The following is a 26,354-nucleotide window of genomic DNA, read 5'->3' as shown; positions in this document are numbered from 1 at the left end:
CTCAATGCAGAGAGTAGCGGCATGAGCGATGCAAACAGGGTGCTATGGTCCGAAGGACTTTTCCTGCGAACCCAGCATTTCCAGCAGCAGGATCGTTTCTTCGAGGCGACGGTGCGCGGCGCGTTGCAGGCCGGACAACTGCATACGTTCGGCTTTCGACAGCTGACGCTGGACCAGGCATTGCTGGAAGCCGGCCAGGTCGCGATCCTGTCGGCCCGGGGCATCTTCCCGGATGGGACACCTTTTTCCATTCCGGATTTGATGGACGCACCGCGCCCGCTGCCGGTCACCCCCGAGACGAGCGCAGGGCCAGTGCTGGTCGCCTTGCCGCTGGAGCCTCCCGGTGGTGTCGGCTTCGATCCGGCACACGCCGCCGCCTCTGGAGCGCGATATCATGGGCGGATTGTTTCGGTGCGCGATGCTGTCCAGGGCGGTTCGGATCCTGAAGAAATCGAAATCGCCCGTCCGCAGGCGCTGCTGCTTGCACCTGGCAAGTCGGTTGGTGGCTACACCGCCTTGCCGATAGCCGACCTCAACGGAGTTCGAGCCGATGGCGGCGTCTCTCTGGACAAGACCTTCCTGCCACCGGCACTGGCTACCGGCGCGGTGGCCTGGTATCGGCAATTGCTTCTGGAAGTTGTCACCGGCCTCGACCAGATCGCCGAGGCGCATGGCAAGATGGTCATGGGCGGGCCTGGGCGCAGCGTCGAAGATCTGTTGATGCTCAATCTCGCCAATGCGGCGCGTCCGCGATTGGCTCACATGCTGGCGCAGGATGTCTTCCATCCGGCCGAGCTTTACCTGGAACTTGCCGGGCTCGCCGGTTCGATGGCAACTTACGGATCGAGCGCGCGGCGGCTGGGCGAGTTGCCCGCTTACGATCACATGGCGCCCGGCCCTGCCTATTCGGCGCTGGCGGATGCGCTGCGCTCGCTCATTCTCAGCCTTCGTTACATCGAGCCGAAATCGCGTGCGCTGCCTGTCATGCGGCACTCGACCAATGTCTGGAAAATTCGCATCGACAACCCAAAGCTGTTGGTGGCCAGCCGCATCGTCATCCGGGTCGGCTCGGAGCTGTCGGAGGATGCCTTGCGCAAGATCTTCGTCAATCAGGCGACCGTCGGCTCGGCCGACGAGTTCGAGGGCCTGTGGAAATCGCGCTTGCCCGGCATTCCGCTAAAACCGCTTCATTCCCAGCCACGCGAAATCCCCTACGACGGCGATCGACTGTGCCTCGAATTGGATCAGAAAAGCGAACACTGGGCCTCGCTGCTCGACGCACCAGGCTTCGTCATCGGTGTTTCGGGCGTGTTGCCAAGCGAGCCGCAGGTGGACTGCTATTCGGTGAACAGGTGAGATCATGAGCCGCGATGATCCTTTCGGACTGTCGGAGGATCGCGAACGCACTCGCATACGATTGAGCGGCGCGCCGATGCCAAGGCCCATGGCGCCACTTTCGCCGGGCGCACTGGTAAAACGCTCTCGCACCCACCCGAACGCGCTTGTCAACGCCTTTGCGCCCTTGCTCGAGTTCGCTCCCGAGCTCGAAAGCGCAATGCCGCCAGACAATCCGGAAGTCTTGCGCACCCGTTTGCTCGAAGAACTGGTTCGGGCACGCGACACGGCTATGTCGACGGGGTCCTCGATGGAGCGAGCCGACCAGGCAGCTTGGGTGGTGGCTGCGTTGCTCGACGATCTGGCCCTGAACACGCCTTGGGGCGGGGCCAGTGCCTGGCCGCGGCAGCCGCTCGTCGTCATGCTGCGCGGCGATGTCGATGCCGGCACGCAATTCTTCACGCGACTCGACGAACTGGAACGACATCCTAACCGGGACCGAGAATTGCTCGAACTGCAGTACCATTGCCTGGCGCTCGGCTTCCGTGGCAAATATCGCGTGCCCGGCCGCTCAGGCGACCGCTCGCTCAATGCGGTTCGCGTGGCGGCGGCCCGCTTCCTGCGCAATGCCGACGCCGAAAGCGCGCCTTTAGCGCCAAACTGGAAAGGTGTCATCGCCTCCGACCAGCCGCAGCGCTTCATCGTGCCGATCTGGGTCATGGCGCTCGGTGCTGCGGTTGCAGCCGCGGCGATCCATATCGGGCTGTCGATGGGACTGAGCAGCCAAGCGGTCGAGCTTTCCGCACTTGTTCGTGCCCTGCCACCGCCTGCCCGCGGCGACATCACCCGCGCGTCGCCCAAAGTCGACGCCCCGCCACCGGAAAAAGTGGATTTCGCGCTGTTGCCGGAATTCCAGGCGGGGGCGCCGGCCGAGCTCAAATCTGCTCTCAGCGGCACCGAGAGCGTTTCACTGGCCAAGCTGATCATCCAGGCCTCCAACCCCGAGCTATTCCAGTCATCGCGGCCACAACTGACCGATGGTTTCGAACCCTTGATTGGTTCGATCGCCAAGGTGATCCTCGCCAATCAGGAGCTGATCGGAAACATCACGGTGGTCGGTCATACTGACAGCGTTCCTTTGCAAAAGACCAACCCGCTGTCGACCAACCAGCGACTATCCGAGGCTCGCGCCCGGACGATTGCCGACATGCTGGTTCAAAACGGAGTGCCGCAGGATCGCGTCCATTCGGAGGGCCGGGCTGCCACCGATCCTGTGGCCAGCGACAGCACGCGCGAGGGGCGAGCCTTGAATCGCCGCGTCGAGGTGCTCGTCGAAAAGAGGCTGTGAGATGTTCATCCTGCGCTTCCTCTGGGCGGTCCTGACATCGCGCTGGCTGTGGACGCTGATCGGCCTGACGCTGCTATCCCTGGTTATCTGGATCTTCGGTCCGATCGTCAGGGTTGGTCCCTACGACCCCTTCGCCTCCGAAAATGTGCGCATCGTCATCATCGCGCTGCTGGTCATCTTCTGGCTGGTCTGGCTGATCGTTGCCCAGCGCCGGGCGATCCGCGCCAACCGCATGTTCGTCGCCGAGATTGCCGCGCCAGCGGTGGAAAAGCCGCTCAGCCCAGGCGAAGAGAACGTCGCCGCCGTGGGCGCCAAGTTCGCCGAGGTGATGACCGAACTGAGGCGCCGCAAGCTGGGCGGGCGCAAGTTCCTGCGCGAGATGCCTTGGTATGTGATCGTCGGGCCGCCGGCCACCGGCAAGACCACCGCCTTGCGGCAGTCCGGACTGAATTTTCCGATCGACCTCACAGACGACTTGCAGGGGGTCGGTGGCACGCGCAACTGCGACTGGTTCTTTTCCGAAAACGCGGTTCTAATCGACACCGCCGGCCGCTATGTCCAGCAGGAGAGCCAGCCGGATGTCGACGCGGCCGAATGGCTCGGTTTCCTCGACCTCTTGAAGAAACATCGCGGCCGCCGTGCGCTGAACGGCGTGATCGTCGCGCTTTCGATCGACGTCCTTTCCGAGGGCGACGAGGCCATCAAGGCGCACGGGCGCAAGATCCGCCGCCGGTTGGCCGAGCTCAACGACCGGCTTGAAATCCGCCTGCCGGTCTATCTGATGCTGACCAAGGCCGACCTGATCAAGGGCTTCGAGCCCTTCTTCGGCGGCCTGTCGACCGCCTCGCGCGAACAGGTGTGGGGGACGACGTTCGCGCTGGATGCGCGCGTGGATGGCAAGACCATCGAACGAGAAATCGCGACGCTGGCGACCGAACTCGAGCGGCGCCTGGTGACGCGCCTGGAGGACGAGGACAAACTCGCCGCCCGTGCCGAAATCTTCAGGTTTCCCGCCCAACTGACAAGCTTGTCCGAACCGATTCAGGTGCTGGTCGAAGCCATGTTCGGCGAAAGCCGGTATGAGGAGGCTGCCTGGCTGCGCGGCCTCTACCTGACATCGGCGACGCAGGAAGGGGCGCCTATCGACCGGCTGACCGCCGCGCTGTCTTCCTCCTTCGGTCTTCCACCGCGGCGCGCCCTGCCCGCATCTCGGGTCGAGAAACGCAGCTTCTTCCTGAAGAACCTCCTCACTGAAGTCATCTTCAAGGAAGCAGGCCTCGGTACATTTGACCCACTGGCGCAACGCCGCCGAGCCTGGATCTGGCGCGGCGCCGCTGCCGCATGCGCTGCGGCGGCGTTGCTGGCAGGCGGCCTGTTCACCTGGTCCTATTTTGACAACCGCCATGCGATCTCGGCGCAGGCAGGCCAGTTCGAAGCGCTGCAAACGCCGCTGACCTCCGCTGCCGCAACCCCGGCATCGGTGGAGCGGCCTGCCATGGACGGCGCGCTCGAGGCGATGGACGCGGTCGCAAATGCCCGGACAGCACCGCCGGGCGCTGCCCACGATCTGCTTGGCCCATCGGCCTCGGCGGAACTGGTCAGGGCACAGGCCGACACTTATGACCACGCCCTCCGCAACGTGCTCGAGCCCCGGATGGTGGCCCTGCTCGAGGCGACGATGTGGCGCCAGATCCGCGATCCCGACTTCATGCTCGGTGCGCTCAAGACTTATCGCATGATGACGGGCCTGTCGCAGATGGATCCAGACTACGCCCAGAACTGGTGGGTGAACAGTCTGCCCGAATTCGCGGCCGCGGCGCCATTTCCGACAGCCGACGCCGAAGAGCATCAGCTTGCCGCGATCCGCCGGATGACGGTCGACGAAAGCTATGTCGCGCCGGACCAGGCCCTGGTTGCCGAAGCTCTGAAAACGGTCTGCACGATTTCGTTGCCGGCGCGTGGCTACAAGCAGTTGTTGGCCGATCCGGCAGTGGCCGGGCTGAAGGAGTGGATACCGGCCAATTTCGCCGGCCCAAACGGCGGCAAGGTGTTTGCACGGCGTTCGGGCAAGACACTACGCGTCGGCATTTCGGGCGCTTTCACCTATTCCGGCTTTCACGACGTCATTCTCGACCGCATCGACGATGTCGCCGCCCAGGCGGCGCTCGATCGTGCGGTTTTCGCCGGCGGTTGCTCGGAAAATGCCGAGACATCCGTCTCGGCGCTGTCCGAGGATATTCTGAAGCTCTACTACGACGACTACATCGCGCAATGGGACAGCTTCCTGCGCGACATGAGGCTTGCATCATTGACCGATCTCAATGTCGCCGGCGAAAATCTGAAAGATCTCTCGAGTGCTGATTCAGCGCTGAAGCGGCTGCTTACGGCGGTCGTCCAGGAGACAGAACTGACCCGTTCCGACGAAGCGCCTGCCGACGACAAGGCGGCAGCCAAGGGCGCTTCGAAACTGCTCGGCAAGCTTGGCAAGCTGGGCAAACTGGCGACATCGGGTGCGAAACTACTTCCCCGCGCCGGATCCGCCAGCGAGGTTGACCTGACCGGCAATCTGGTGGCCGAACATTTCAAACCGCTGAAGAGCACCATCGCAGAGGTCGACGGCCAGCCACCGGCGCTGGATGCTGCCGTTGTCGCACTGACCGCGCTTTCCAACGTCCTGCAAACGGTCACCGCGAACCCCAATCCACAGGATGCCATCAAGAAACAGGGAGGCCTTGCCGAACTGACGGGCGCGGTGGCAAGGCAGGCCCAGATCCTGCCCGATCCCATCAACAGCTGGTTGGGCGGGATAGCCGGCGACACCAGCAATTTGACCCAGAAGGCGGTCACTTCGGAACTCAACGCCATCTGGCGGGCCGACATACTGCCTTTCTGCCAAGCGGCGCTGAACAATCGCTATCCCTTCAGCGAAGCCAGTGCGGTCGACGTCAACGTGCGCGATTTCGCCCGCCTGTTCGGGCCGGCCGGGCTGATCGACGGTTTCATCAACGACCACCTGATCAGTTATGTCGACACGACCGGCGAGCCTTGGAAGTGGCGCGCCGATTTCGGCCTCGACCCTTCGGCGCTGGCGGCGTTCGAGCAGGCCAGGCACATCCGCGACGATCTTTTCCCCGGGGGTGCCGGACCGGTGATGAGCTTCACGCTCGAACCGAAGGATCTGTCTCCCAACCTCACGCGCGTCACGCTCAATCTCGATGGCCAGAGCCTCGTCTACTACAACAACGCAACGCGGCCGCAACCGATGACCTGGCCCGGCAAGGACGGCACCGGGGTCATTTCGCTCGCCTTCCAGCCGATCGACGGATCGCCCGAAATCATGCTCAACGAGACCGGCAGCTGGGCATGGCTGAGGATGTTGCGCAGCGGCCGATTCACCGGAACCTCGCTTTCGGATGTCTACAGTCTGCGCCTGGGCACGAAAGGCATGTACGCCGATTTCGAGCTCAAGGCCGCCAGCGTCGAAAACCCCTACAACCTCGAAATGTTCAAGAAGTTCACATGTCCCGCGCAGATATGAACGAGCCCGGCTTCTACGGCAAGATCCCGGCGACGGGGGATTTCGTCGCTTGGAACCTGCCGCGGACTTTTATCGACCGCTGGGACCGCTGGATGTCGATGGAATTGCTGGCGCGGCCGGATGAAGGTGAGTTGGACTCGCGTGTCTGGCGCTTTACCATGCAGCCCGGTATTTTTGGTGACCTGCCCTGCGCCGGCGCATGGCGCATGAGCGAGGACCGTGTCGGGCGCCGATACCCCTTTGCCATTGTGCGGCTTGGACCGCCACCGGAGCCTACCGCCAGATGGTTTGACGAAATCGCCGCCTGCCTTAACGGCGCTGTGGAAGGAAACTGGTCAACCACCAAGCTAGCAGAGACGCTGGCCTTGCTGAGAGAGACGAGCACGGGCGACGCTTCCGCCATAACGTTCTGGTGCGATGACTTCGACGTCATCGAGTTTAGCTTCGCTGATATCCACGACCTCGCCGACAACGCCTTGCCGAAGCTGCGCGCCACCAAGCCCGCAATCGAGGATGTCTGACGATGGGCTTTACTGCCTTCGCTGAGAGCATGGGCTTCTTTCATAGGGGAAGTGGTGGCAAGGGCATTGCGCCAGGCGACGTGACATCTGTCTCAGCCCTCTTCCGCCAACGGCGGCGCTCACGCCCCTTCCGGCCTCAACGCCGGCGCATTCCCGCGACCACGGCTGCCGTCCTCAGGCCTGTTTCGGACGCTATCTCGAGCATCGCTGCAGACCCCGGCGCATAGTTTTGTCGCATGCCGTCCGCCGCCAGCATCAACGCCAGCGCACCTGCCGCAGCACCAACCTCGCCGACGGTCATCGCCGGATACGCCGTCGGGGTCAATTCTCGCAGCGTGCGATAGAAGCGCGGGTGCACAACCAGTTGCTCGAGTGCGCGATGACGCTCGCCGTTGGAATTGCTGACGACAAAGGAAATGTCGGATTCCTTCGGCCCGTTGCTCGCAACCGCCGCGCGCAACGCGCTCAGCATGGCACGGCCCTGACTGAAACGGTCGGAGAGGACACTGTCTTCCTCGCGCGCGACGCCGATATTGACGACAGCGGGATCAACTGCGCCATTACCCTCCGGCGCGCTAGTCAGCCTGACGAAGGCCGCCGCTTCGCCGGGGACCAGACCCTGAGCGCCGTCCGACGACTTCAGGCGCCCGCTTTGCCGCAGTCGGTCCAGGTCGACGTCGTTGAGGAAACTGTCGACCCCGCCCAGGATGATCTGTTCGACACCCGGCCTGCTGAACAAGTCTGACGCGCGTTCAAGCAGGCTGACACTGGCCGCCGCGCCGCCATCCACCGCGATCGACGCCGGATGGAAGCTGCCGCCGCAACCTAGCATCACGGCAGGCAGAAAATCGACAAACGGTACGGTCGCAAAAGCCGGATGGCTGCGAAAGCTCTCAGGCGGCGAAATGACGAGCGCCGTCGCCGCCGCCGCGAACGGCCCCGAACGGAGTGCTTCCATGATGGCCCGAACGGCCATGTTCACCAGCCACTCACCATCGGTTTTGCGCAGTTTCCAGGTCGTCGGTACGCGTGCGGCGATCTGGGTAGCGGGGAATGGCTCGACCACGATTTCATTGAATGCCGACAGGCCAGCGCGAATGGCCGCCAGTGTCTGGCGCGCGTTCAACCCGGCGGCCGTGACCGCGCCCGCGCCCGCGAGGTAGACCGGCGCCTTCACGGTTGCCATAACGGCCGGTCACGCAATGTCCCGTTGCCGCCATAGTGGCTGAAATACTGCTTGCGCTTGCGCTTCGCCGCGAGCAGCGCGGGCGTGACTTGGCCGAAAACGATTGCACGCAGCGCGGGCGCGTTGCGGCGGGTGAGGAGCGCGATGCGCGATTTCAGGGTGATGCGCCAGAGGTCCGGCTCGATGATGGCCGTGTCGGCCACAAACTCGCGCTCCTCGACCCGGTCGGCGAAGAGCAGGCGGATCGGCGCGATGACACGCGGCATCCGGAAATCCCAGCAGCCGGACGGCGTCAGACCGATGAGCCGCACGTCTTCGCCGCCGACGATGCGCGGCAGGTGCTGGTCGGGGGGCGTGCTCATGTGGTGCCGCAGATCGAAATCCTTGGGCGGTAAGGGCCACTGGTTGTCGATCCAGGCCTGGTCGTAGGTGCCCGCATATTGGAGGCGCTGCCGCCAATTCCTGCCAATCGGCCCGAAGCCTGCGGCCCTCGGCCGATCCTGCGGGCCGCGGAACATCTGGTCCGGATAGGTGATGTTGGGCGCATGTGTCCTGACGGACGGGTCGGCCGAGACAGCATGGCGAAAGCCGATGCCGACTGGGTTTTCGGCATCGGCTGCGGCGGTAGTCATGCCGCCAAAGGCGCGTTCATAAATGACCGGCATGGTTCGGAAAGGGTGCGGCTCACTGTAAGCGCCCGCGTCGTAGATGCGGTCCCCGATCACATGTAGCACCTTCTGCAGGCCGTTGACGCGAAAGCCGACCTGCATCTCATGCGCCGGCTTGCCCTTCGGCGAATAGGCGGTGCCGTTGACGACGATCTCGGAAGCCGGCTTTCGCGGGGCGATGTCGGCGTCATAACGGTTTGACGATAGGCCCGGCACGCCACGCGGCACATCTCCGAGGATCACGGGCAACTGAGCCGCCGCAATGTCCAGCCTGGCGTCCCGTTCTGGCGCCTCGAAGCTCGCCGAAAACATTGCGACGAGCACCTCCTGGCCGTCCGCGTCATGCTGGACATGGGTCATGGCGCTGAATGGTGTTCGGTTCTCGACCTCGACATCGAACGACATGGGTCACGTCCAGTTGCCGTTCTCGTCAAGACCGATCGGCCAGTACGGCATACACGTTATCAATTGCACATAATCCTCGTGCTTTTCCTCGACCAGCCATTGCAGCATCGCGACCTGCGGGGGTACGCGATCGGCCGCGGGCAACGAGCGGTTGACCTCGTCGAATTCGAGCCAGTAGTTGCGAAAGAACCAGACGACTTCGGGCGCCGATGCTGGACCGGCCAGACGCTTGTCGAATGCCAGGTCAACCGCCTCGTCGTGGTCATAACCTTCCTCAACCAAAGCCTGCACGTTGCCCTGCCACCAGTTGTCCGCGACCTTGTACGCAACCTCGAAGTTGGCGATGTACTCTGCGTACATTTCCCTGTGCTGCTCGGTCGCTTCGGCAATCGGCTTGGCTTTGCCCTGGTCCGGCACCTGGCCCGCGAGATCGTTGGGCGCGTTCAAAAGCTGCCTTACGCCTTTTTCGATGTTGTGGACGACCTTGAACGCCATGTCAGCAATACTCCCCGCCTGGAGACAGGCCGACCGGAACGAAGACGAGAAAGCTCATGATCTCAAAGAGATCAGGAGCCGCGGTCTTGAGGTCGTTGACCAGCAAATCGACCGGGAGCGCAAAGTCTACGTCATCTGAGTCGTCATCGGACCCCCAATCGCCCTCCTCCGGCGCGGCGTCCGGCTGCTTGTTTGTTTCGTTCTCGCGGTTCAGTTCGAGGATGCGCAGGTAATAGATCCGGACGACCTCAAGCACTCTGGGATGCGCAACGGGACCCATCGGCCATCGTTGTTCGAACGCGTTGAGGGATTTTGCGTCCTGCATTTTTTCAGGACCGCGCCCAGCGCGTTCCCTCCACCAGGTCATCACGGGCGGCACAATCTTGCGGAGATCGGCGACATATTCAGCCTGGAGATCGTCGTATCGCGCGTTCATCGATTGTGCCTCTCATCTCCTGCTCCTGGCTACCTTCGCCTTAACCTTCGAGCCCTGGCTCATGTAGTGCTCTTCACAATGCGGTCGGGCGAACTTCGCCTTGCGCATCATCTCCTTGAATTTTTCCACTCCGAGATGGCAGCCGCCCTTGTCCCATGCCTCGTTCAGCGGGGGCTGGTGGTCGTGGGTGCGATACTCCTTCTTTTCCCATGAGCCGTCCTCATTCTTGGTCCATTGCTTCTTGCTCTTCCTCCTCCCCCTCTTTTCCCGATGGAATGGGGCGGTGCCGGTTGCCCTCTTGCCCTTGCATTCCCAGCAAGGCTTGCCATTGACCGCGTCGCGCTGCTCGGCCGAGCGGCCCGGCCGGCAGGCCTGACTATAGGGTTTGTTCTTCGGGCAAGGCGTGTTGTACAGGTCACCCAACTCGGCCCTGAGCGTCGTTAATGCGCCAAGGGTCGTGCAATTCGGCGGAGTGCACATGGTGTTCTGCAGCACAGGATCGCCGTGCCGGCAAACGCCCTTGCCTTCTACCTTCACCGTGAACGACCACAATGTGAAACTGGCCTTGCCCTTGATCTTGTGCGTCACCACGCCCGCGCCGAGACCTGGCGTCGCCGGTTCATTGCCGGTGGACATCGAGCACTCGGAAACGTTTTCCAGTGCCGTCGGATTGCCGCCATCCGCTTTGACGCTCTTGCTTCCCTTGATCAGGTCCTTGGCGAACGCCATGTTGACATAAGGCACCGGAACCGGCCCCGCGGGTGGCGGGGGCGGCGTCAAGCAGACGTCACCCGGCGCGATCGCCTGGCCGTTGCTGCCCTTGTGGAACCACCCCATGTTTTCCGCGAACACCGTGCAGGGCATGCCTTAGGCCTCGGCTGGCGTGGACGCCTGACGCATGGCAATCAGACCATTGTCGGCGAGGTCGTAGATGTCGGCAAAAGCCAGTTCCCTCACTTCCCAGTCGTCCGTCCAGAAGGCTATGCGTTCCGGCGACGCGCCATAGCCCGGCGGCGGCAGTTCCACGATGCGCTGCTGTAGCCGCGACGGCGGCCAGAAATCGTCGACGCATCCCGCGATCAGCCGCGCCATTTCATCAAACCATCGGTCGGTAGCCTCCGGCGGTGGGCCGAGTCGAACGATCGCAAACGGATAGCGCCGGCCGGCCCTGTCTTCGCTCATGCGCCAGACGCCCGCATTTGGCTGGTCGCCAAAGATGCCCGCACGGACCGAGAAGCGCCATATGCGCGGATTGAGCTCGCCCGTATCGGGCCTGTCACGCAGTTCAATCGACATCCAGCGGTCCCAGCGGTCGGTGAGGACGCGCGGCAAATTCCAGGTGATAAAGTCACCTGTCGAGGGGATCTTGCCGAAAAAACCTGTCGTCATATCTGCGCCGGACAGGAGAACTTCTTGAACATTTGCAAATTGTAGGGGTAGTCGATACTTGACGCCTTGAGCGTCAAGTCCCCGTAATAGCCTACTGCCCCTACCCGCAGGCTGTAGACATCCGCGAGTGATGTCGCGGTGAACCGCGCCGTCCGCAGCATTCGCAGCCACGCCCAACTGCCCGTGTCGCTCACCATCATAACCGGCGAGCCGTCGACGGCCTTGTTGTCGCAAGCGGGCGCTGGTTCGTCATTGCAGCGCATCAGTTCGGTTTTGCACACGATTGCCGTCACCAACCACGTGAGGGCGGAGTCTGCGCTCAACAGATCCTTGAGGTTTTCCCTATGAGCCGAAAGGGCGGTCAACCGGGCCAGCTTGACGTCGGGCAGGAAACTGTCCCACTGCGCGTAATAGAGCTTCAGTATATCTTTCGACAACGCGGCGGCCGAGGTCTTGGCGTTGTCGAAACAGCCGCCGGCAAAGACCGCGTGATCCAGCGCCGCCAAATCCTCGGCTTCCGCAGCGCGCACCAATGGAAAAGAGTCGGTCATGTCCCCCAACACCGCCCAGAGGGCCTATATCATAACAATAATAACAAATTTTTGGCGCGAAAGGTGAATTATTGTTCCAGGAGGTGCCATCACTTGCTCCCCTGCATACCGGAGGAGGACCATCCCCTATGCGCCTGAACGAACAGCTATATTTTTGATCCCAGGCCTTGATGGTGCATCCTTAGTCAAAGGAAGCGCTATGGGCCACATTCTGCCTGGGAGCGCCTCGACGACAGAGGCGGCCCGTCGAGCGATACAGCACGGTCAAGAGAGGCTGAGGGCGCTGCCAAGCGCCACGGGATCAAGCAGAAGACCACCGGCAACGGCGCTACCGAAGGGGCGATGGCGCTGATGGTGGCGGCTGACGTTTTGTGAACGACTATGCTCTGGGGCCGACCGCTGAACTCGCGCGTTGTTCGTTCACATCCAGGCCGGGAACCGGCGCGTCCGGCGCCAATCGATTAGGGGTGTATCCGGATTGGCGAGTGCGGCGCGTATTGCGTCCAGCCGAAGCCTGCGCATCGAATGGAAGGTCTCGTGATTGCTCCCGCCGCATCCCCCGTCCCACCACGCGGACACGCGATCGGCGACCGGAAGCGGGCTGGCGGTCAGGGATTCAAATTCCTTGCCGAGCGCGGCCGCGTCTGTCGTGAACAGGTCGGTATCATTGAGATCTACCTCGAACAGATCGCGCAACGCCAGCCCGGCGGCGAAGACAAGCTCTGGCTCACGCATCTTGGCGATCAGCCACGGCATGACCGACCGGTCGCCAAAGAGGCCGATTGCCGCTGTCGCAGTGGCGCGCAAGGCAGGCTGCTTCAGACGGTCCTGCAGCCAGCCCTTGCCGGCCTTCAGGGGCGTCGTCAAAAGGCGCATCTCGATCGCTGCAGGCGCGAGGGCCGGCTCTGCCAGTACGATCTGGTCAAGCACCGGGTGAGCCGAGCGCGCTTGACCAAGAAGGCAAGCCGCAAGTGCGGCGATCAGGCGTTCCTTCGACGTGTGGCCCTCGAGTCCTCCCAGCACCGTCGGAAGGACGTCGCGCCGCTTGAGCCCGCCGGCAAGCCGAAATGCACGCCTGCGAATATTCGAGTCCGGATCGCCCAGCAAATCGCCAAGGCGGGTACCGGGATCGACGCGATGATGCCAGAGTGCCGCGAGGCCGAGGCCGCGCAGCCGCGCATCGCGCGCGTCCAGCCATTCCGCCACGAACGAACTCAGATTTTCGCGCGGCGTACGCGCTATCGCGCCGGACAGGCCCGACGCGCCATCCTCGCCCAGCGTTCCCGCGGCGTCGACCACCGAGGTAACTGTTTCGGCCTCGCCCCAATGCAACGCCAGCACGCAGAGCACGAAAAGCTCGCCGGGCTCGGCGTAGTCGGCGAAATGCGCCTGAGCCGCCTCCCAGCCGGCCTTTCCGGAAGCCATTAGCCCTTCGAGATTTGCATTCAGGCGCTGGTCGATACGGCCGATATCGGTTTCGCCCAGGATCGGACCATCGATTTCACGTCGTCGACGGGACCAGAGGAAAGCAGCGTCGCTGGCGTGCTGGTCCACCATGGCAGCGATAGACGCGATCCGCTGCATCGTGAACGCCTCAGTTGAGATGGATGGCTCCGCCACGGATGCGGTTGGTGCCGCTTGCGTGGCTCGTCAGTTGGTTGCCGCGAATTGTGATGCGCCCATCCTTCTCTAGGATAATCGATGCCAGGCCGCAGCGCAGTTCTATCCGTTCTTCTCCGCTGATGACGACACGGTCGCCTTCGCGGACAACTGACAGTTTCCTCTCCTTGTGAGCTGGATCGACGATACGTCCGACGACCAGCGGCCGCATCGGGTCGCCACCTTCAAAAAGCAACGCCAGTTCCGACCCGATCGACGAAGTGTCCAGCTCGGTCAGACTGCGCGCCGCAATTGCTGTCTCACGTGGATTGCCAACGAAGACAACTAGCGGCGCCCCGTCTGCGAAACCAATCAGCAGGCCGATCACGACGCCGTCGATACGATCCAGCACTTGCATGATGATGCCCTCAATTGTTGTGGATGTTGCTTCCTTTGACGACCACGTCGCCACCGGCCTTAATGTTGATCTTGCCGCTGCCCTTGATCGTAATGTCCTTGCCGTCGGCAACAATAGTACCGTCCTTTTTCATCGTGATCGACGCGTCGCCGCATTTGAGCGTGATGGAGTCGCCGGCTTCGATCACCAAATTCTTGCCCACCTTGATCAAACTGTCTTCGGCAATCTCGATACCGCTGCCCTTGCCGACCTTGAGAGCATGCGCTCCACCGATGTCAGTGGCATCATCTGCGCCGATCTTGGCTGCTCGTGCCTTGCCTATCTGGGAAGACTGTGCGCCGCCAACAGCGAAACTCTGGTCGGCGCCAACATTGACGCTCTGCGCCGCCGCGATGTCCCAGCTATCCGACGCGCCGATATCGTGGCTCTGCGCCGCGCCGACAGTGACCGACCGTGTAACACCGATGGTGTTCATCTGTGCCCCGCCGACAGAGCGGGTCTCCGCGGCGCCGACGGTGTCGAAACGCGCCGCCTTCACGGTAACGGTCTGGACAATCCCCACGGTCTGAGAATGATTGGCGTCGATGTTCTCCGTCGAGTTCGACACGACATGAATGGTCTCGTTGGCCATGACTGTCAGCGAGCGGTTGGCGCCCACTGTCTCGGTGTCGTTCGAGCCGATGTTGGTGGTCTGGTCGACGCCGATCTTGACCGTCTTGTTGTTGCCGACGTCCTCGTCGAGGTTGTGGCCGACGGAGTGTTTGGCGTCGTGGTCAATGCGGTCGGACTGATCGTGCTGGACCAGCTTTGTGCGGTCATGCTTGATCAGAAGGTTGTGATCCTTCTGCGCCTGGAAATTGACCAGTTCGGAGCCGGCCTTATCCTCGAACATCAGTTCGTTGTAGCCGCCACCGCCTTTGGAAGAATCCGACTTCCAGCCCGATTGTGTGGCGTTGCCAGGCAGGCCGTAGGGCGGCATCTGCGAGGCATTGTAGACCCGGCCGGTGATGATCGGCAGGTCCGGGTCGCCTTCGATGAAGTCGACGATGACCTCCTGGCCGATGCGCGGTATCTGGATGAACCCCCAGCCACTGCCGGCCCAACTCTGCGACACCCGTACGAAACAGGAACTGTTCTGGTCCTTCTTGCCGACGCGGTCCCAATGAAACTGGACCTTCACCCGCGCATATTTGTCGGTGAATATCTCCTCGCCGGATGGACCGACCACCGTCGCCGTCTGCGGGCCGCGCATGATCGGTCGTGGCGTGGTCCGCGGCGGGCGATAGGGCAAGGCTGTCGGCGCCACACCGAGGACCACTTTGAAACTCTCGCTTTCGACGTCGGCCTGGGCTCTATAGCCGGGGTCGAACAGCCTGTATTCGGCGCTGACCACCAGATATTCCTGGTTCTGGTCTTCGCGCGGAAAACCGTCCAGCTTGAACGTGCAGCCGGAATACAAGCCGCGCACGGTGCCGGCCGCGGCGATGCGCTGGTGCAAGGCCTGGATCTCCTCGCGCCGGATCGAAGCCAGGCTGTCGCCCCGGCTTACTTCGAGATGCGCGCCCGGCTGGCGGTAGTTCTCACCCGCGGACAGTTTGTGACTGAACGGCTGGGCCGACTTGGCCATCAGGTCGGCGCCCGGCTTCTTGAAATCATAATCGGTGTGGGCATAAGCGCCTGGGCGCACCGAGCTGCCCGGTATCCATTCGGTGATGTATTCGACGTCGCGCCGGGAGCCCTGACCTTCAAAGTTATAGAGCACTTTCTCGTAGCCCGGCGCAGGCTTCAGCTTGCTCATCGCATCGGCCAGGACAAGCGTATGCTTGCCGTCATCGTGCTCGAAGAAATAGAAGATACCTTCGTGCTCCAGCAGCCGCTGCACAAAGTCCAGATCGGTCTCGTCGTATTGCACGCAATATTCACGCGCCGGATAGGACCCTTGCAGGCGTAGATCGAATTCGGAGATACCGTATTTCTTGAAGATATCCTTGACGATGTCAACGACGCTCTTGTTCTGGAAAATATAGCAATCTGTGGTGTTGCCGAGAAACCAGAGCCACGGCCTCATGACGGCCTCGTAGTAGGCTAGCCGGTCCTCCATGCGGGTGAGCCGAAACTCCGACACGATTCCACTGAGCCAGCGCTTTGGATCGGATTCACCTTCGATCGAGACAGGCCCGCCCAGCATCTTCAACGGGTCGATATCGGAGTCTGTGCTCACGAACCCGACCGTGTAGGCAAAGCAACGGCTGATCTCATCGCGTCCGATAAGATGCGTGAAGGTCAACAAGTCGGAGCCAACCGGTGTGCGGACAACGGTGGCACGTTCATTCGGCATGGGTCGAGCCCCCTCCTGGACGCGGCCGCCAGTGTGATGGATTTGTTGTTCCCGCTATATTAACGGTGTTATCAGCGGTGTTACGTTCAGGAACTTTCCAATCCGCCACGCCAGGCCATATTAGCCTACCACATGTTTTCCCGCTGACCAAAGAGTACAGGCGGGCGACAGAATCTTACCCACCGTCTCGTCGGCTTGAAACGCCGCTGTCCTGTTTTGCCTGCAAGCTGCTAGAATGTTGGAGTATCGATCAACGATCGACGGCGATCTTGGATGTACATCAGTCTGCGGATCAACAATGTCGACGCCCTGCTCGCTGGCACCTCGACCAGCTACGTGGCGCGTGATAGCGGCTTCGAAATCGGGCGCGATGCTTGTGACTGGACGCTGCCCGACCCCGACAAGTTCATCTCGGGTCGGCACTGCGAGGTTCGATACAAGGCGGGCGCGTTCTGGCTGCACGACATCTCGCGCAACGGGACCTTCATCAATGGATCGAGCCAGCGCATGAGCGGCCCGCATCGGCTGGTCGATGGCGACCGGATGCTGATCGGCCGCTATGTCGTCTTGGTATCGGTCGAAGAAGAGCGCGCCACGGCAGACCACCCCAGCCGCGATTCGACACAGCGGGAAACGCCGGTCGCGACAGGCCGGCCGCTGGAATTCGGAGATGGGCCTTTCTTCGAGCCCGCGCAGCAACGGTCCGCACAGCGCATTTCCGCGCCGACATTCTCGTCGCCTGCCCTGCCCTCAACCAGGGACGAGGTGCTGCGGGAGATCGCGATCGCAGCCGGCATTTCGCCGGAATTGCTTCAATCGCGCGACCCCCATGAGGTTGCCGCCGAAATCGGCGCGGTCTTGCGGCAGGTGGTCGAGGAACTGACCCTGCTGCTGAAAGCACGCGCGGCCGCGAAAATGTTGGCCAAAAGCACACAGCGAACGATGATCAGCGCCGCCGACAACAATCCGATGAAGTTCGTTCCAGGAACCGACGACATCCTGGAAATCATGTTCGCCCGGCGCAGGACCGGCTATCTTGATGCCAGGCGCAGCATCGAAGACGCGTTCCGCGATCTCAAGACTCACGAGTTTGCCACTTATGCCGCGATGCAAACCGCGCTCTCCCGGCTGCTTGACGACCTGTCGCCCGAGGCGATCGGCAGGAAACTCCCGCCTACCTCGTTTACGAAGAAGAAGAGCCAAGCCTGGGACGTCTATGTCGCGACATGGCGGACCATGGAGGAGGCACATGAAAACGGCATGCTTGATATATTCCTGGCCTATTTCAGCGAGGCCTACGCCAAGGCCGGCAAGCAGAAATAAGAGATCCCAGTAAGGCACGGCCCCGGGAAACGTATGGCCAAAAAGCACATGGCCAAAAATGCATGGCACGGCAGTCGGCGAAGAAAAGTCTCGCTGACGCCCGGCGTCCAGTTCCAATCGACGATTTCTGAGATTACGATCGCATAAGACAGTTCGCCAAGCGGGTAAGACTCATTGAGCTGGGGGTCGGCGGCAAATGTCATGTCACGGCGTGATAGCATCTTCTAGCCATTGCCACGGCCGGCAGCGGCTGCCTTTCCTTTACCTGGCCGGAAACCGTTCTGCGCCCATCTCACCCCATCGCCGGCGCCCCGCCTGTACGGACGATCTGCGATGAGTTCGAAGGACGACCCCTTCGGCCCGGCGGGCAAGACGGTCATTCGCGCAAATCCGCGGAGCAAGCAAAAATCGACGCTAAATCCCGAGCTGCCCGTCGCGGACAGAGGCCAATCCTCTCCAATCAAGGATTCGACGGTGTTCGATCCAGGCGGCGGGCGGTCGCCAGGCTGGGCATCCGGAACCGTGATTTATCAAGGTGCCCCCGGCGATGTTGGGGCGCCGACAGGCTCTGCTGGAACTGCGCCGAGGACAGGCATCGAGCAGGAAAGCCTATTCAACGCCGGGAGCGGCATCAAATACGCAGCGGCAAACCCCATTCTCGCCGCGGCGGCACCTTTGCTGATGCTGCTCGGACAGTTCAGGCTTTTGCCCGTTGAAAGACAGGCGGCGCCATTGGCGCAACATGTCACCGAGACGATTGAGAAATTCGACCGGACAGTTGAGAAGTCAGGCGTTGCCGAAGAGGACGCCCGGATTGCGAAATTCGCCCTCTGCGAAACCGCCGACGATCTCATCGGTAACCTGCCGTGGCCCAGGAATGACGCCTGGGCGCCACACGGGATGCTGCGGCAATTCTTTCACCTCGAGCCCACCGGCACCGGCTTCTACGAAGCGCTGAACAAGATCCTGGCCAGTCCCGAAAAACACTACGATCTGCTCGAACTGATGCATGCCTGCCTGTCGCTGGGTTTCGAAGGCCAGTATCGAGGCGTGACGCGACAAGGCAACAATCTCGAATGCGTTCGTCGCGACGTCTACGAGACGCTTCGCTATTTCAGGCCGCGTTCCGGTGGAGACATCTCGCCGCATTGGCAGGGCCTAGCGGCGACGATGGCGCAGTCCTCCGCCCGCCTGCCGCTTTGGGTCGTCGCGGCAGCGGCGACCGCGTTGCTGACAGCGGCGTTCTTCGCATTGCGGGTCTTCATCACCAATGAAGGCGAGGCGGTCGCGGGTGAATTGCTGGCGCTCGACCCATCAACACCAGTCGTCATAGAACGCGCCAGCGTAGCGCCGTTGGCTGAGCCGGCGAAAGTCACCCCACCAGCGGCCACCGCGCAGATTGATCGTATTCGTGCGGCATTGGCCAAGGATCTCGAAGGCGGCGGGCTGACCATCGGCACCAAGGGCGACTTCATCGTCGTGGAGATCAACAATCTCCTGCTGTTTCAGTCCGGCAGGGCCGAGGCGAGGCCGGAATTCCAGCCCATTGCCACCGACATCGCCGCGGCTCTGGAACACGAGCCTGGACCAATCCGGATCGTCGGCCACACGGACAATGTGAAACCACGAAAGTCGAGCGCGTTCAAATCCAACTTCGACCTTTCCGTCGCCCGGGCGAAGGCAGTCGAAGTGTTGATGGCAGTGAAATTCACCGATCCCTCGCGACTGACGGTCGAGGGTAAGGGCGAGGACGAGCCAATCGCCGACAATGCGACACCGGATGGCCGCGCCAAGAACCGCCGTGTCGATGTGATGATCCCCAGGGAGGAAACACTGTGAGCACGGCCCGCTGGAACCACCCATGACGCGTTGGCTGTTGCGGATATTCAGCGTGATCGCGCTGGTCGGCTTCGCCGCGGCAGTGTGGTTTGCCGGGCCATTGATCCGCTTCGCCGACACCCGGCCGCTCGGACCTGGGTGGCTGCGCGCGACGATCATTGGTGTGATCCTCGCGCTGCTGGCGCTTTTTTACGCGCTGCGTTTCTGGAAAGCGAGGAAGGCGCAAAAAGCGCTCGAAGCCGTCGTTGCGCACAATGACGACCGCGATGACGATTCTCGGGTGCTCGAAGCGCGGATGAATGAGGCCGTGGCGGCGCTCAAACGGTCGAGCGGCAAGCGCAACTTTCTCTATGAGATCCCCTGGTACGTTGTCATCGGCCCGCCGGGTGCCGGCAAGACAACGGCTCTGGTCAATTCAGGCCTGAATTTTCCGCTTGCCGGTTCGGGGGACGCCCAACCGGTGGCCGGTGTTGGCGGAACACGTGCCTGCGACTGGTGGTTTACCGATCAGGCCGTGCTGATCGACACCGCAGGTCGTTATACGACGCAGGACTCCAATCCCGAGATTGACAAGAAGAGCTGGCTCGCATTCCTGTCACTGCTCAAGAGGTACCGCACCAGACAACCGATAAACGGCGTCATCCTGGCCATCAGCCTTGCCGATGTGATGAGCTTCGATGATCAGCAGCTTGATGCCCACATCGTCGAGATACGCAGCCGCCTGAGAGAAATTCACGAGACGCTGAAGATCCAGTTTCCCGTCTATCTGCTTTTCACCAAGGCCGATCTGGTTTCAGGGTTCACGGATTATTTCGGCGGTTTCGACGAGGCGCGTAGACGCAAGGTATGGGGCACGACATTCCAGACGGCGGAGCGCGATAGGAACATGGCCGCCGCGGCTCCTGCCGAACTCGATGGGCTGGCGGAACGACTGGCGGACGAGATGGCCGACCGCCTCCAGGAAGAGGCTGATCCGGTCACGCGCATCTCCATCTTCGGCTTTCCGGCTCAGTTCGGCGCGCTGAGGGGGCGCATAACCAGTTTTGTCGCCGGTCTATTCGACCCGTCCCGCAGCCAGGTGAACGCCAGCCTGCGTGGACTCTATTTTTCGTCAGGCACGCAAGAGGGAACGCCCATCGATCAGGTGCTGGGCGCAATCGGCCGCAATTTCGGGGGCAATTCCCGCCCGCATCTTTCCGGAACCGGCAAAAGCTTCTTTTTGCATGATCTGCTGACGGACGTCATTTTTGCCGAATCGGGATGGGTTTCGTATGACAAATCAGCTGCGAGGCGGGCGGCGGTGGCCAGATTTGGCGGCCTCGGTACGATAGCGCTGATCGCTGCTGCCGCACTCGGTACGCTCGCTCTGAGCTTCGCGGCCAACCGCTCGCTGATCGCGTCCGCAACTGTTGCCATGGGCCAATATCGCGCGACGGCGGAAACGCTGCTCAAGGCGGCCACGGTTACCGATGTCGACCTTGAAAACGTCATCGGCCCGCTCGACCAGTTGCGCGACCTGCCGGCCGGGTTCGAAGCCGCTGAGTTAGCGACACCGATCGGGGAGACGTTCGGCCTCAGTCAGCGGGAAAGACTTCTTTCCGCGTCCCGGACCGCTTATCGGAAAGGCCTGGAACGCATGTTGCGCTCGCGCCTGCTGATCCAGGCCGAGCGAACGATCCAAGCCAAGATGGGCGATCCCGCCGCACTCTACGAGCCGTTGAAAATCTACCTCATGCTTGGTGGCAAGGCGCCGAAGGTCGATGACGCGCTGATCGTTTCCTGGATGAAGCAGGATTGGGAACAGAACCGATACCCGGGCGAAAACAACCGCGAGGGACGAGCGCACCTCGAAAAGCACCTGCGCGCCATGCTCGCCTTGGACGACGCCTATGACCCCGTTTTCGAACTGAACCAGCCCCTTGTTGAAGCCGCACAACGCTCTCTCGAGCGCATGAGCCTTGCCGATCGAGCGACCGCTTTGATCAAGTCGGCGATCTACGCGGCGGCGCTGGATGACTTCTCCGTTTCCCAGCAAGGTGGTCCCGAAGCCCAACTGCTGTTCGAACGTATCGATGGCAGCGAGCTGGCGGACCTTCGTGTTCCCGGTCTCTACACCAGTTCCGGCTTCAACAGGTTCTACCTTGCCCAACTCTCGCGCATTGCGCAGATGCTCGTCGACGAGCAGTGGGTTCTCGGTGGTGGCGGAGAGCAAGGCGACATCGATCAGCAATTGCTCAGGCTCGGCCCCGAACTTCTCGATCGCTACGGTAAGGCGTTCGCCGTCGCGTGGAACAGCGTTCTCGACCAGTTGAAATTCAAGGCGATGCTGACAGACAAGCCGCACTACACCGCGCTTTCAGCCGCTGCCTCCCCCAATTCGCCGATAAAGCGGCTGTTTTCGGCGATCGCCAACGAGACGGCGCTGACACGGGACCCAGGTGACGGTCCTGGCGCCGAGACAGAATCCGCGGCTCAAAACCAGCAACGCAGCGCCGCAGAATTAGCCAAGGGCTTAGCCCGTATCGGCATACACATAGCCAACGGCAAATCGCAAATCCGCGCCGGCGCACAGCCCGCTGACGTACAGAACTTGAATCCGGGCGCGAACATTGAAGCGCGATTCAAATCATTCCAGGTCCTGGTGAACGGGCCCACCGGACATCGCCCGATCGACGCACTAACCCAGAACTTCAGCGACATCTATCAAAGCCTGCGACTGGCCACCGAAGTTCCTTCGCAGGTGGAGCGGCTCAACGGTAATCTGCAGCTACAGATTGCCACCCTTCGCGCCAATGTCTCGCGTCTGCCCAAGCAACTCGGCCGGATGGTCAACACGACGGCAGATGAGTTCGAAGGTAACGTCGCCGAAACCTCGGTGACAAACTTGAACCAGATACTCGACCAGACGGTCACAGCCCCCTGCGAGGCAGCGATCAACGGCCGTTACCCCTTCGACGGGAGCAGCACCGAGGATGTCGCCATGGCCGATTTCGCGAAGCTGTTCGCCCCAGGCGGACTGATGGACCGGTTCTTTGCACAAAATCTGGCCTCGCTGATCAACATGACCGGCCAGGACTGGCGTTGGAAACAGGATACGCGCTTTGGACGCAACTTGTCGAAATCGACCTTGAAGGACTTCCAGTTGGCTGCGGAAATCCGCATTGCCTTTTTTCCATCGGGCGCTTCAGTACCCTCCGTCAGCGTCACCTTTACACCCTTCTCGCTGCATGGCGATGCCGACATGGCCGTACTTGATGTCGATGGCCAGACCGTTCAGAGCAACCAGACCGGAAATGGGCCGAGCACGGTGACTTGGCCGACCGGTACGGCTACCCCATCCGCGAGCCTCAGCCTGACACCAGAAATGCCAGGGCGCCAGTCCGCCATCACGTTCGAAGGGCCGTGGGCCTTGACGCGGCTTCTGAGCAAGGCGGCTATCACGGGCAACGAGGGCAGCATGCAGGCCCGCTTCGTGATCGGCGGGCGCGACGTCACCTACACGATCCAGACAGGGTCCGGCACCAACCCCTTCCTGCTCCCTGCCCTTTCCGGGTTCACCTGTCCCAAGGCGTTCTGAGATTGAGATGATCCTGGGCAGTAAGCCGCAGAAGCGCAAAACCAGGCACACACATATTTTAGTTTTCGATACTCTAATGTTTGAGCCTGTGGCAAAGTGGCACGAACGCGCCCGAAGGTGCGCCGCGGAGGACGCTGGGTGAAGCGTTTGGTGGCAAATTGAACAATGTCGCCCTTCCCATTGAAAGCTTCGGCGTGAGCCACAGAGGCTGTGTGCGGGAGCTCAATGAAGACAACTACCTAGTCGAGCCCCAGGCTGGCCTGTGGTTGGTCGCCGACGGGATGGGTGGTCACGACGCCGGAGAAGTCGCTTCAGCCAGTATCGTCAATCATCTGGCAACGATCGGGATTGCCAGCTCCGCACCGGATCTTCGGGCGCGCTTCGAAGACAGGCTGAGCAGGGCTAATGCCGAGATCCGCCGCATATCCCAGTCTCGCGGGATAACAATCGGCTCAACTTTTGCCGCCCTGCTTGCCATAGACGGGCGGTTCGCCTGCCTCTGGGCTGGTGACAGCCGCGTGTATCTGATCCGCGAGGCCTCGATCTCGCAAATATCGAAGGACCATACTGAGGTTCAGGAACTCATCGATAAAGGCATGCTCACCGAAGCCGAAGCGCTCACCTGGCCGCGCCGCAATGTCATTACGCAGGCAGTCGGCGTCAGCGACGAGATTGTCATCGATTTCCAGCAAGGTGAAATCCTGCCGGGGGACATCTTTGTGCTGAGCACCGATGGCCTGACGGCGCATGTCACTGATGCTGAGATCAAGGCTGCGACAGTGTCCGCGACACCTCAGTCGGCGTGTGAAAACCTGCTGGAAACGGTTCTGGCGCGTGGCGGAACAGACAATGTGACCATCGTGCTTGTCAGGGTCGCGGGCGGATACGATAGCCAGTCGCCCCGTCCAGCTGCGTACAAAGCGCGGGGGCGGGGCTGATGAGCGCCGACGACAAGACGCGGATATCGCCAGGCGCGGCCAACACTGCCGTGGGCACGCAACTGAGCGGTATCTACGAACTTGACGAGCGGATCGCATTCGGGGGCATGGGCGAAGTCTACCGGGGCCACAACATCCAGACCGGCGACCACGTTGCGATCAAGATCGTTTTGCCGGAATTCGCGCGCGACCAAACGATCTTGTCCCTGTTTCGCAAAGAGGCAACTATCCTGAACCACCTGTCGCATGACGCGGTGGTGCGTTATCACGTCTTCACGATCGATCCGGGGATCGGTCGTCCCTACCTCGCCATGGAATTCGTCGATGGAGCGTCGTTGTTCGACATCATGCGACGTGGGGCGATGCCGACGGGAGAGGTACGAAAGCTGTGCCATCGCCTCGCTTCCGGTCTAAGCGCCGTGCACCAGGCCGGAGCAATACACCGCGACCTCTCGCCGGATAACATTATTCTGCCGGGGGACCGGGTTGACCGTGCGAAGATCATCGATTTCGGCATCGCACGCTCGGCGACGGTGGGCGGAGAGACCCTGATAGGCGGAAGGTTCGCGGGAAAGTACAACTATGTTTCGCCCGAACAACTCGGGCTCTACAGCGGCGACGTCAGAGAGCAGTCCGACATCTACAGCCTTGGGCTGGTATTGGTTGCCGCCTTGCGCGGCAAGCCGGTCGATATGAGCGGCTCGCAGTTCGAAGTCATCGAAAAGCGCCGGACCGTGCCTAATCTCTCCGATATCGATGACGATTTTCGCGGCATTGTCGAAGCCATGCTTCAACCGGATCCGCGAGACCGGCCCGTCAGCATGGCCGAAATCGCCAGGATGACACGTGACGACAACGAGGAGACAATCCCGCCGACTTCCCTCACACCCCGCGTTAGGCCGGGTTTGCCGCCGATAGGGCAAGCCGCTGCTCCAGCCAGCAAGAATGAGGTCGAGCGGCACGACGACGCAGACGCGACGGGTTCAGGTAGGCCGCGCTTCGTCCAGCATGTGCGGCCCGCGCATTTGTCTGGACCGCCGCGCCCGCCCCCCCTCGGCGCTGCACGTACGGCCATGGCCGAGGTGCCTGGCAAATCCACAAGGACCCGAACGATCGCGCTCTGTGCCTTGGCGGCGCTAGCCGTGGCCTCTGGAGGCGGCCTTTATCTGGGCGGCGTCATGACGCCCGCGACGCCGACTGTCGGCAAGACGTCGCTTTCCGCGGCAGAGCCAGCAAAGCCCACGCCCCAAACGTCACAGCCCGCCGCTACGCAGGATGTAGCGAACGCGCCCGAGCCGCCAAAGGTTGTTCCGCCGGCGCAGCCGGAAACGCAGGCCGGCACACCGCCCGCCGAGGATAAGCCACATGCTGTGGCAGCTCAAAGACTGCCGTCGGCCAAGCCCGTCGACATACCTCTACGAACCGAGGCGCCGCCGAAGCCAATCGCGACGAACGCGCCGCCGCCCGAAAGGGCATCGCCGGCAATCCAGCCCGACACGACGGCCAGCGATAGGCAAAAGCCGACTTCGCCCGCTACGACCGCTCCAACCCCGCCAGAAGCCGAAACGGTCCAAACTCCGCCGCCGGCTGAGACGGAGGTTGTCGAGACCAAAAAGCCCGAACCACGGGCCAGCCCGCCGGCCGTCCCAATCCCGGAACTGAAATCGAATGCAGGTCCAGCGGTGGATGCCAACGGCAACAGCCAGATTTCTGCATTGCCGACAGGCAAGCAGCCGAACCAACGCGTTGTAGCGTTGAACGTGCCCAAACCAGCGATCCCCCCGGCGGTCGACGATATCGCTCAACGCGTCGCCTGGGTTCGCGCCTTCGGCGGCGGCGACTGTTTCTATGCCGCCGTCACATCTGCTACCGACAAGGCCGCCGCAATCGAAGGATTTGGCACGGCCGTCCAGCCATTCGAACGCATGCTCGGCGATTTCCAGGCAAAATTCCATGTCGAGCCAGACATCAGCGTCCGCCTCATTGAGCCAAGCCAATGCGAGGTAACCAATTTTCTGCGCTTTCTGGGACAGACCGCGGCCGACCAGCCGCAGCTTGTTCTCGACCGAACATCCGTGCCGAACGGTACGCCGATTAGCGGTACATTGGTAACGCGCAGAGGACTCATCTCCAGCGTTCTGCTGATCGACCACAAAGGAATGGTGTTCAATCTCGACGACCGCATCGTCACCGGGTCGGACAAGGCGACCTTCAGGATCCCGATTGGTCTCGGCGCGGCCGATAAGGCTGCTGGAAAGTCCGTGCCGCAGATAATACTGGTGATCACGGGCCCTCGCGACATTCAGTCGGCTGCCTTCTCCGATCCCACGCCGGCTTCGGCGCTGTTGCCCAAAATCATCGAGGAAGTCGAGACCGACGGATCTCGGTTCTCAGCCACTGCCAAGTATTTCCGGCTCGGCGGATAGCGTGGGCCTAGCATGGAACGCCGC

General features: G+C 61.9%; 18 protein-coding genes and 1 pseudogene. 9 read left to right on the top strand and 10 right to left on the bottom strand.

Annotated elements, in window-relative coordinates; all coding sequences use genetic code 11:
• Positions 1-21: 21 nt before the first annotated feature.
• Genes tssK through tagF (FJ973_RS20105) form a run of 4 tightly spaced genes read left to right on the top strand, consistent with a single transcriptional unit; the run spans position 22 to position 6,742 of the window.
• Positions 22-1,356, top strand: coding sequence for a type VI secretion system baseplate subunit TssK (gene tssK / locus FJ973_RS20120; protein ID WP_140557372.1), 1,335 nt, complete (start codon positions 22-24; stop codon positions 1,354-1,356).
• A 4-nt stretch (positions 1,357-1,360) separates the two neighbouring features.
• Positions 1,361-2,683 carry a type IVB secretion system protein IcmH/DotU gene (gene icmH, locus FJ973_RS20115; RefSeq protein WP_140557371.1) on the top strand — a complete coding sequence of 441 codons (1,323 nt, stop codon included), beginning with the start codon at positions 1,361-1,363 and terminating at the stop codon, positions 2,681-2,683.
• A gap of 1 nt (position 2,684) precedes the next feature.
• Positions 2,685-6,221: a type VI secretion system membrane subunit TssM gene (tssM, locus tag FJ973_RS20110; protein ID WP_140557369.1), complete on the top strand. Its 3,537-nt coding sequence runs from the start codon at positions 2,685-2,687 to the stop codon at positions 6,219-6,221.
• A complete protein-coding gene (tagF, locus tag FJ973_RS20105) occupies positions 6,218-6,742 on the top strand; it encodes a type VI secretion system-associated protein TagF (RefSeq protein WP_181170931.1) in 525 nt (174 codons plus the stop codon). Before tssM (FJ973_RS20110) ends, tagF (FJ973_RS20105) begins: the two co-directional genes overlap by 4 nt.
• 136 nt (positions 6,743-6,878) lie before the next feature.
• Here the strand turns inward: tagF (FJ973_RS20105) and FJ973_RS20100 are convergent, their stop codons facing one another.
• The 10 genes and pseudogenes from FJ973_RS20100 to tssI form a co-directional block, all read right to left on the bottom strand.
• Positions 6,879-7,928: a hypothetical protein gene (locus tag FJ973_RS20100; RefSeq protein WP_140557366.1), complete on the bottom strand. Its 1,050-nt coding sequence runs from the start codon at positions 7,926-7,928 to the stop codon at positions 6,879-6,881.
• The gene (locus FJ973_RS20095) at positions 7,916-9,001 is read right to left on the bottom strand and encodes a DUF2169 domain-containing protein (protein ID WP_140557364.1); all 1,086 of its coding nucleotides are present in this window, start codon (positions 8,999-9,001) and stop codon (positions 7,916-7,918) included. The genes FJ973_RS20100 and FJ973_RS20095 overlap by 13 nt, the downstream gene beginning before the upstream one ends.
• Positions 9,002-9,004: 3 nt before the next feature.
• The gene (locus tag FJ973_RS20090; RefSeq protein WP_140557363.1) at positions 9,005-9,496 is read right to left on the bottom strand and encodes a hypothetical protein; all 492 of its coding nucleotides are present in this window, start codon (positions 9,494-9,496) and stop codon (positions 9,005-9,007) included.
• A 1-nt stretch (position 9,497) separates the two neighbouring features.
• Positions 9,498-9,932, bottom strand: a complete 435-nt coding sequence (locus FJ973_RS20085; protein ID WP_140557361.1) for a hypothetical protein — start codon at positions 9,930-9,932, stop codon at positions 9,498-9,500.
• Between the two features lie 12 nt (positions 9,933-9,944).
• The gene (locus FJ973_RS20080) at positions 9,945-10,769 is read right to left on the bottom strand and encodes a DUF4150 domain-containing protein (protein WP_224619175.1); all 825 of its coding nucleotides are present in this window, start codon (positions 10,767-10,769) and stop codon (positions 9,945-9,947) included.
• A gap of 30 nt (positions 10,770-10,799) precedes the next feature.
• Positions 10,800-11,321, bottom strand: coding sequence for a type VI secretion system-associated protein TagF (tagF, locus tag FJ973_RS20075; RefSeq protein WP_140557358.1), 522 nt, complete (start codon positions 11,319-11,321; stop codon positions 10,800-10,802).
• Positions 11,318-11,824 (bottom strand): annotated as a pseudogene (locus FJ973_RS20070) (hypothetical protein); the annotation flags it as partial. The gene tagF (FJ973_RS20075) and the pseudogene FJ973_RS20070, both read right to left, overlap by 4 nt.
• Before the next feature lie 468 nt (positions 11,825-12,292).
• Positions 12,293-13,456, bottom strand: a complete 1,164-nt coding sequence (locus tag FJ973_RS20065; RefSeq protein WP_140557355.1) for a hypothetical protein — start codon at positions 13,454-13,456, stop codon at positions 12,293-12,295.
• 10 nt (positions 13,457-13,466) lie between these two features.
• Entirely contained in the window at positions 13,467-13,892 is a 426-nt protein-coding gene (locus FJ973_RS20060; RefSeq protein WP_140557457.1) for a DUF6484 domain-containing protein, read from the bottom strand.
• 7 nt (positions 13,893-13,899) lie between these two features.
• Positions 13,900-16,227 carry a type VI secretion system tip protein TssI/VgrG gene (tssI, locus tag FJ973_RS20055; protein WP_140557353.1) on the bottom strand — a complete coding sequence of 776 codons (2,328 nt, stop codon included), beginning with the start codon at positions 16,225-16,227 and terminating at the stop codon, positions 13,900-13,902.
• A gap of 273 nt (positions 16,228-16,500) precedes the next feature.
• Between tssI and tagH the strand changes: the two genes are divergently transcribed.
• The 5 genes from tagH to FJ973_RS20030 all read left to right on the top strand — a co-directional run bounded on the left by tagH (position 16,501) and on the right by FJ973_RS20030 (position 26,330).
• Positions 16,501-17,550 (top strand): type VI secretion system-associated FHA domain protein TagH, encoded by a 1,050-nt coding sequence (gene tagH, locus FJ973_RS20050; RefSeq protein WP_140557351.1) that lies wholly within the window; start codon positions 16,501-16,503, stop codon positions 17,548-17,550.
• 333 nt (positions 17,551-17,883) lie between these two features.
• Positions 17,884-19,389: a type VI secretion system protein TssL, long form gene (gene tssL / locus FJ973_RS20045; protein WP_140557349.1), complete on the top strand. Its 1,506-nt coding sequence runs from the start codon at positions 17,884-17,886 to the stop codon at positions 19,387-19,389.
• Between the two features lie 22 nt (positions 19,390-19,411).
• Positions 19,412-22,966 (top strand): type VI secretion system membrane subunit TssM, encoded by a 3,555-nt coding sequence (tssM, locus tag FJ973_RS20040; RefSeq protein ID WP_140557347.1) that lies wholly within the window; start codon positions 19,412-19,414, stop codon positions 22,964-22,966.
• 158 nt (positions 22,967-23,124) lie between these two features.
• On the top strand, positions 23,125-23,904 hold the full coding sequence (locus FJ973_RS20035) for a protein phosphatase 2C domain-containing protein (RefSeq protein ID WP_140498305.1): 780 nt from the start codon (positions 23,125-23,127) through the stop codon (positions 23,902-23,904).
• A complete protein-coding gene (locus FJ973_RS20030; protein ID WP_140557345.1) occupies positions 23,904-26,330 on the top strand; it encodes a serine/threonine-protein kinase in 2,427 nt (808 codons plus the stop codon). The genes FJ973_RS20035 and FJ973_RS20030 overlap by 1 nt, the downstream gene beginning before the upstream one ends.
• The last annotated feature ends 24 nt before the right edge of the window (positions 26,331-26,354 follow it).

The sequence above is a fragment of the Mesorhizobium sp. B2-1-3 genome, assembly GCF_006442495.1.
Taxonomy (GTDB): Bacteria; Pseudomonadota; Alphaproteobacteria; order Rhizobiales; family Rhizobiaceae; genus Mesorhizobium.
Note: the sequence above shows the minus strand (reverse complement) of the source record. Positions and strands in the feature narration are given on the sequence as shown.

Excerpts from the sequence above, each read along its gene's own strand:
- tssK (WP_140557372.1), top strand. The coding sequence starts at position 22 with ATGAGCGATGCAAACAGGGTGCTATGGTCCGAAGGACTTTTCCTGCGA.
- icmH (WP_140557371.1), top strand. The coding sequence starts at position 1,361 with ATGAGCCGCGATGATCCTTTCGGACTGTCGGAGGATCGCGAACGCACT.
- tssM (WP_140557369.1), top strand. The coding sequence starts at position 2,685 with ATGTTCATCCTGCGCTTCCTCTGGGCGGTCCTGACATCGCGCTGGCTG.
- tagF (WP_181170931.1), top strand. The coding sequence starts at position 6,218 with ATGAACGAGCCCGGCTTCTACGGCAAGATCCCGGCGACGGGGGATTTC.
- FJ973_RS20100 (WP_140557366.1), bottom strand. The coding sequence starts at position 7,928 with ATGGCAACCGTGAAGGCGCCGGTCTACCTCGCGGGCGCGGGCGCGGTC.
- FJ973_RS20095 (WP_140557364.1), bottom strand. The coding sequence starts at position 9,001 with ATGTCGTTCGATGTCGAGGTCGAGAACCGAACACCATTCAGCGCCATG.
- FJ973_RS20090 (WP_140557363.1), bottom strand. The coding sequence starts at position 9,496 with ATGGCGTTCAAGGTCGTCCACAACATCGAAAAAGGCGTAAGGCAGCTT.
- FJ973_RS20085 (WP_140557361.1), bottom strand. The coding sequence starts at position 9,932 with ATGAACGCGCGATACGACGATCTCCAGGCTGAATATGTCGCCGATCTC.
- FJ973_RS20080 (WP_224619175.1), bottom strand. The coding sequence starts at position 10,769 with ATGGGGTGGTTCCACAAGGGCAGCAACGGCCAGGCGATCGCGCCGGGT.
- tagF (WP_140557358.1), bottom strand. The coding sequence starts at position 11,321 with ATGACGACAGGTTTTTTCGGCAAGATCCCCTCGACAGGTGACTTTATC.
- FJ973_RS20065 (WP_140557355.1), bottom strand. The coding sequence starts at position 13,456 with ATGCAGCGGATCGCGTCTATCGCTGCCATGGTGGACCAGCACGCCAGC.
- tssI (WP_140557353.1), bottom strand. The coding sequence starts at position 16,227 with ATGCCGAATGAACGTGCCACCGTTGTCCGCACACCGGTTGGCTCCGAC.
- tagH (WP_140557351.1), top strand. The coding sequence starts at position 16,501 with ATGTACATCAGTCTGCGGATCAACAATGTCGACGCCCTGCTCGCTGGC.
- tssL (WP_140557349.1), top strand. The coding sequence starts at position 17,884 with ATGAGTTCGAAGGACGACCCCTTCGGCCCGGCGGGCAAGACGGTCATT.
- tssM (WP_140557347.1), top strand. The coding sequence starts at position 19,412 with ATGACGCGTTGGCTGTTGCGGATATTCAGCGTGATCGCGCTGGTCGGC.
- FJ973_RS20030 (WP_140557345.1), top strand. The coding sequence starts at position 23,904 with ATGAGCGCCGACGACAAGACGCGGATATCGCCAGGCGCGGCCAACACT.